We start from the raw sequence: 5,946 nt of genomic DNA, 5'->3' as shown, positions 1-5,946 counted from the left end.
ACTCGCGGCTTCACGTTATAATCGATCACGCGCTTCACGCAGACCAGGGCTTTCATCGGCCAGCAGTCCTTTCCTTTAATCCAATGCAAGCGCCATAATTCACGCTTACGTAAACGTCAATCATGGATGCGATGGTGATACCGAATCAGGCATTCCTCGTGCGCCCTAAATGCAGAAAGGGGCGCCGGTTGCCCAGCGCCCCTTTCGTTCATTCGCAGCGTGCGTCGGGTCAGGCGACCGCGCGCACTTCGGCGACGATCTTCTTGGCGGCATCGCCCAGATCGTTGGCAGCGACGATGGGCAGACCGGAGTTTGCCAGAATGTCCTTGCCCTGCTGGACGTTGGTGCCTTCGAGACGGACGACCAGAGGAACCGAGAGGTTCACTTCCTTCGCTGCGGCAACGATGCCTTCAGCGATGATGTCGCACTTCATGATCCCGCCAAAGATGTTGACGAGGATGCCCTTCACGGCAGGGTCCTTGAGGATGATCTTGAACGCTGCGGTGACCTTTTCCTTGTTGGCGCCGCCGCCCACATCGAGGAAGTTGGCGGGGAATTCGCCGTTCAGCTTGATGATGTCCATCGTAGCCATGGCAAGACCAGCGCCGTTGACCATGCAGCCTATGTTGCCATCAAGCTTGATGTAGGCAAGGTCATACTTCGATGCTTCGATTTCAGCCGGATCTTCTTCGGTTTCGTCGCGCAGCGCGAAGACGTCGGGGTGACGATACAGCGCGTTCGAATCGAAGCTCATCTTGGTATCGAGGACGAGCAGGTTGCCGTCCTTGGTTTCGACCAGCGGGTTGATTTCGAGCATGTCGCAATCGAGCGCGACAAACGCGTTGTAAAGCTGGTTCGCGATCTTGGCGGCCTGCTTGTGCAGATCGCCCGACAGGCCGAGCGCAAAGCCAACAGCGCGGCCATGGTGCGGCATGAAGCCTTCGACCGGATCGATCACGATCGTGGCGATCTTTTCCGGCGTCGAATGCGCGACTTCTTCGATGTCCATGCCGCCTTCGGTCGACACGATCAGCGCGATGCGACTGGTGCCACGATCAACGACCATCGAGAGGTAGTATTCCTTGGCGATATCAACGCCATCGGTGACATAGAGGCGGTTCACCTGCTTGCCAGCTTCACCCGTCTGGATGGTGACGAGCGTGTTACCGAGCATTTCCTTGGCGAAAGCTTCGACTTCCTCGATGCTCTTGGCAAGGCGTACGCCGCCCTTGGCATCGGCGGGGAGTTCCTTGAACTTGCCCTTGCCGCGGCCACCGGCGTGGATCTGGGCCTTGACCACATAAAGCGGTCCGGGAAGTTGCTTGGCAGCAGCAACGGCTTCTTCAACCGTCAGCGCGGCGATGCCTGCCGGAATGCCAACGCCAAACTTCGCAAGGAGTTCTTTGCCCTGATATTCATGAACGTTCATGCGTGATCCTCGCTATGCAATGGGCCCCGGCTGCGCGTGCCATTACGGCAACGAACGAAGCCGTTGACGCAATGATATGCACCGCCGTTGGTGCTTGAGTCCCGCTGCCTTAAGCACAGCGCAGAGGGCTTGAAAAGGGGCGTAAACGCCCTCCTTACGCAAAGTATAGGCGGAATGCGTCTTGCGCCGCCCTTTAAGAAAGGCCACCTGACGAAAAGTAGCATGATTGACCATGATCGCCTCCATCAGATTGTTGCCCAAGCAGGGGCCATGGCTCTTGCCCAATGGCCAGGGCATAGCCATGCGCTGAAAGTGTGGGAGAAGGTGCCCGGCAGTCCGGTGTGTGAGGCCGATATCGCGGTGGACACATTCCTGAAGCGCGAGCTGGGGGCGCTTTTGCCCTCGGCGGGCTGGCTTTCCGAAGAAACGGTCGATCACCCTGAACGGCTGGATAAGGGCCTGTGCTGGCTGGTCGATCCGATTGATGGCACCCGCGATTTCGTGCGTGGCCGCTCCGGCTGGTCGGTTTCCGTGGCGTTGGTGAGCGAAGGCCGCCCGCTGTTCGGCATTTTGAGCGCGCCTGCACGCGGCGAATACTGGTCTGCCATTGCGGGCCAAGGCGCCACGCGCAACCGGCAAAAGCTGATTGCCAGCAACCGCCCGCGATTGCCGGGCTCGCGCGTCCCGGCGGACAGCCTGGCGCGTGTCGATTCGGACCTTGTGACGGTCGACAAGCCCAATTCCATCGCGCTGCGCATAGCCATGGTGGGTGCCGATGAGGCGGATTTGCTGGCTACGATCCGCTGGGGTTTTGAATGGGATATTGCCGCCGCGACACTAATTGCGCGCGAAGCAGGCGCGGCAGTCAGCGACGTGTTTGGTAAGCCGATCTCGTTCAACAAACGCGATCCGCGCGCCTTTGGGCTGCTGGTCACAGCTCCTGCCATTCATGCCGCTGCGATTGAGCGTTTGGCTGACCGTGCGGAGAAGGCTTGGGCTTAGAGCTCGCCAATGTTGCGGCCCAGACGTTCTAAAGCCAGATGACGTTAGATTGCTTCGTCGGCTTCGCCTTCTCACAATGACGAGGCAATTTCTACAATGGCTTATGCGAAATCCTCGGTGTCGATGGTGGACAGAATCGCACCGGCATAGCGGTGGCCTGCCACGGTCTGCTGATTGATCAACGCATCGACTTCAGCGGCGAGCGCAGCGGGCAATTCCCAGTCCCAGCGCGCGATGTTTTCTTCCAGATGGGCGATCTTGCCGGTGCCGGGAATGGTCACGATGTGATCACCGCGCGATAGTACCCACGCCAAACACAATTGCGCCGGAGTGACCTCCGCACGCGCGGCGACGGCGTTGAACTGCTGGACCAGCGCCAGATTGTTCGTCCAGTTATCGCCCGTGAAGCGCGGCATGGCGCGGCGGATGTCTTTTTCTTCCAGTGCCGCAGGATCGGTTACGCCATTGGCAAGCACGCCGCGCGCCACGGGCGAGAATGCCACGAATGTGGTGCCCAATTCGCAGCAGGCATCAAGCACGGCGATTTCCGCTTGGCGCGTCCATGGCGAATATTCGGTTTGCATCGCGGCAATCGGATGGACCGCATGGGCTTTGCGCAAGGTATCAGCCGACATTTCAGAAAGGCCGATGCTGCCGATCTTGCCCTCTTTCACAAGGTCCGCCAGCGCGCCGACCGAATCCTCGATCGGCACTGAAAAGTCGCGGCGGTGCATGTAATAGAGGTCGATATGATCGGTTTGGAGCAGCTTGAGCGACACTTCGAGTTCACTGCGGATCGTATCGGGGTGGCAATCCACCCCGCGTTTTTCACCGCTGGCAAAGATGCCCATTTTCGAAGCGAGGAAGACTTTATCGCGCCGCCCTTTGAGCGCAATGCCGACCTGCGTTTCATTATGGCCCAAGCCATAGAGCCGCGCGGTATCGAAATGATCGTAGCCGATATCGATCGCGTGGTGGAGCAAGCGGATGCCGTCCTCATCGCTTGGCCGCCCGCCATAAGCCCAACTGAGCGACATGCAGCCGAGGCCCACCGGATTGGTCAGGCGTCCGTTGATCGCGCGGCGTTGAATCGGCATGTGGTCAAGTCTCCTGCTGGCGCCGCCGATGCCAGCGCAACGGCATGGCGGTCAACCGCGAATCGTTTGCGCCACATAGCAAACGGCGCCGCTCCGCGAGGGAGCGACGCCACTGGCTTAAAATCGATGCGCGATCAGTTGCCGGTGCGGGCAGCGTTCACATCGTCCTGGCTGATGGGGACGATCTTGATTTCAACGCGGCGATTGGCCGAACGGCCTTGCTCTGTATCATTCGAAGCAATCGGCTGCGATTCGCCAAAGCCCTGGCTGCGAATGCGGGCATAGCCAACCCCGCGCGAGGTCAGGTAATCGGCAACCGCGCGGGCGCGACGTTCTGAAAGTGCCTGATTATAGGCGTCAGATCCGGTTGAATCGGTATGGCCATAAACGTCAATCAGCGAGTTTGGATACTGCATCAACGACTGCGCCACGCGGTCCAGCGTGGCAGCAAAGGATGGGCGCACGGTCGAGCTATCGACATCGAAGGTGACGCCATTGGGCAAGTTCACGAGGATCGCGTTGCCGCCATCGGTTTCACTCACGTCAATCCCGCTACCTACGGTCTGTTCACGCAATTCTTTGATTTGCTTATCTTTTTGGTAACCAATCACACCGCCAGCTACGCCGCCGATACCCGCACCAACGATGCGCCCGGTCTTGCCGCCAATCAGTCCGCCAAGCAATGCGCCACCCAGCACGCCGCCAAGGCCGCCGATTGCAGTGCGGGAAACTTTTTGTTCACCGGTGTTGGGATCGGTAACGCAAGCCGAAAGACCGATTAGCGAAACCGCACAAACGCTCGACATCATAATGCGACGAATAGTCATTTCCTGTCCCCTTTGATCAACATTCCGGTTCAATCATATGCAACGGTTTGCTGTTTTGACAGTTGAGATAAGCCCATTCCGACTGAACGGTTCCCGAACGGAAATTGCGGGCGATTGGTGACGGAACTTTAAGTGCGCCCTTCGCCTTGGCGTTCAAATCTGTTAGGGACGCCTTCGTGACACCTTATCCTTGGTCTGATGTACTGCTCATTTTGGGCCTCGTTGTGCTCAACGGCTTGTTTTCCATGTCGGAACTGGCGATTGTTTCCGCGCGCACTGCGCGGTTGAAGGTCGCTGCCGAGGAAGGCAGCAAGGGCGCGAAGATCGCGATTGAGCTGGCCGCCGATCCCGGAAAATTTCTTTCGACCGTCCAGATCGGAATAACTTTGGTAGGTATCATTGCGGGTGCCTATTCCGGATCGAGCCTTGGCGGACCCACCGCAGAGCGATTGGTGGCATGGGGCGTGCCAGAACGGTTCGCCGATGATGCGGGCTTTGCCATCGTGATTGCGATCACCACGTATCTTAGCCTAGTCGTTGGCGAATTGGTGCCCAAGCAATTGGCCCTGCGCGCCGCGGAACCCATTGCCAAGATCGCCGCGCCATTCATGGCGATGATGTCGCGCATCACCGCGCCGTTCGTGTGGACGCTCGACAAATCATCAAGCTTGCTGATCCGCATGATGGGCCTGAAAGCGGCGACCGATCAGGACGTTACCGCCGAAGAACTGCACATGATCTTCGCCGAGGCGACGCGTTCAGGCGTGATCGAGGAGGAAGAGCGCGCGCTGATGAGCGGGATCATGCGGCTGGCCGAACGCCCGGTGCGTGAAGTGATGACCCCGCGCACCGAACTCCACTGGATCGAACGCCGCGCCCCCGAAATTGAACTGCGCGCAGCGATTGAAGATAGCCCCCATTCGCTGCTGCTCGTGGCCGATGGCTCGGTCGACAAGATCGTGGGCGTGGTCAAAGTGCGCGATGTGCTTTCCACCCTGCTGCGCGGGCGCAAAGTGCAACTGGGCCGGTTGATGAAAAAGCCTGCCATCGTGCCCGACCAGCTCGATACGATGGATGCGTTGACCATGATCCAGCAGGCCGAAGTGGCAGTGGCGCTGGTGCACGATGAATATGGCCACCTTGAAGGCATTGTGACGCCCGCAGATTTGCTCGCCGCGATTGCTGGCAATTTCGTGGGCCATGGCGATGCCGGTGATGGGCCGATGGTGGTGGAGCGCGAGGACGGGTCGTTGCTGATTTCGGGTGCGTTGCCCGCCGATGCCTTGGCCGACCGGCTGGGAATCGACCTATCGGACGACCGTGAATTTGCCACGACAGCCGGATATTGCCTGTCCGTGCTCAAGAAACTGCCCAATGAAGGCGAGCATTTCTACGATCAGGGCTGGCGCTTTGAAGTGGTCGATATGGATGGTCGCAAGATCGACAAGCTGCTGGTGAGCAAGCGCAAAGCGGCTGTGGCGGCGCCGGTGGCTGAGGCTGACGGCTGAGGAGGACGTCTTCTGTTCTCCTCAATTCCGTTCGTGTCGAGCGTAGTCGAGACACTTTGCACGGTGTCTCGACTACGCTCGAC

General features: G+C 59.1%; 5 protein-coding genes. 2 read left to right on the top strand and 3 right to left on the bottom strand.

Translation table 11 applies throughout. From position 1 onward, the window contains the following. Positions 1 to 229: 229 nt before the first annotated feature. A complete protein-coding gene (gene sucC, locus IP81_RS15665; RefSeq protein WP_054108955.1) occupies positions 230 to 1,429 on the bottom strand; it encodes an ADP-forming succinate--CoA ligase subunit beta in 1,200 nt (399 codons plus the stop codon). A gap of 222 nt (positions 1,430 to 1,651) precedes the next feature. Here sucC and IP81_RS15660 point away from each other — a divergent pair, with 222 nt between their 5' ends. Next, the gene (locus IP81_RS15660) at positions 1,652 to 2,431 is read left to right on the top strand and encodes a 3'(2'),5'-bisphosphate nucleotidase CysQ (protein ID WP_054108954.1); all 780 of its coding nucleotides are present in this window, start codon (positions 1,652 to 1,654) and stop codon (positions 2,429 to 2,431) included. 101 nt (positions 2,432 to 2,532) lie between these two features. Here IP81_RS15660 and IP81_RS15655 read toward each other — a convergent pair whose 3' ends face one another. Further along, the gene (locus IP81_RS15655) at positions 2,533 to 3,528 is read right to left on the bottom strand and encodes an aldo/keto reductase (RefSeq protein ID WP_054108953.1); all 996 of its coding nucleotides are present in this window, start codon (positions 3,526 to 3,528) and stop codon (positions 2,533 to 2,535) included. A gap of 134 nt (positions 3,529 to 3,662) precedes the next feature. After that, positions 3,663 to 4,355 carry an OmpA family protein gene (locus IP81_RS15650; protein WP_054108952.1) on the bottom strand — a complete coding sequence of 231 codons (693 nt, stop codon included), beginning with the start codon at positions 4,353 to 4,355 and terminating at the stop codon, positions 3,663 to 3,665. Positions 4,356 to 4,531: 176 nt separating this feature from the next. Between IP81_RS15650 and IP81_RS15645 the strand changes: the two genes are divergently transcribed. Next, positions 4,532 to 5,863, top strand: a complete 1,332-nt coding sequence (locus IP81_RS15645) for a hemolysin family protein (RefSeq protein WP_054108951.1) — start codon at positions 4,532 to 4,534, stop codon at positions 5,861 to 5,863. The last annotated feature ends 83 nt before the right edge of the window (positions 5,864 to 5,946 follow it).

Origin of the sequence: Novosphingobium sp. AAP83 (genome assembly GCF_001295795.1) — a bacterium.
GTDB lineage: Bacteria > Pseudomonadota > Alphaproteobacteria > Sphingomonadales > Sphingomonadaceae > Novosphingobium.
Note: the sequence above shows the minus strand (reverse complement) of the source record. Positions and strands in the feature narration are given on the sequence as shown.

What these genes read in the sequence shown, in the direction of transcription:
- sucC (WP_054108955.1), bottom strand. Translation starts at nt 1,429, where the DNA reads ATGAACGTTCATGAATATCAGGGCAAAGAACTCCTTGCGAAGTTTGGC.
- IP81_RS15660 (WP_054108954.1), top strand. Translation starts at nt 1,652, where the DNA reads ATGATTGACCATGATCGCCTCCATCAGATTGTTGCCCAAGCAGGGGCC.
- IP81_RS15655 (WP_054108953.1), bottom strand. Translation starts at nt 3,528, where the DNA reads ATGCCGATTCAACGCCGCGCGATCAACGGACGCCTGACCAATCCGGTG.
- IP81_RS15650 (WP_054108952.1), bottom strand. Translation starts at nt 4,355, where the DNA reads ATGACTATTCGTCGCATTATGATGTCGAGCGTTTGTGCGGTTTCGCTA.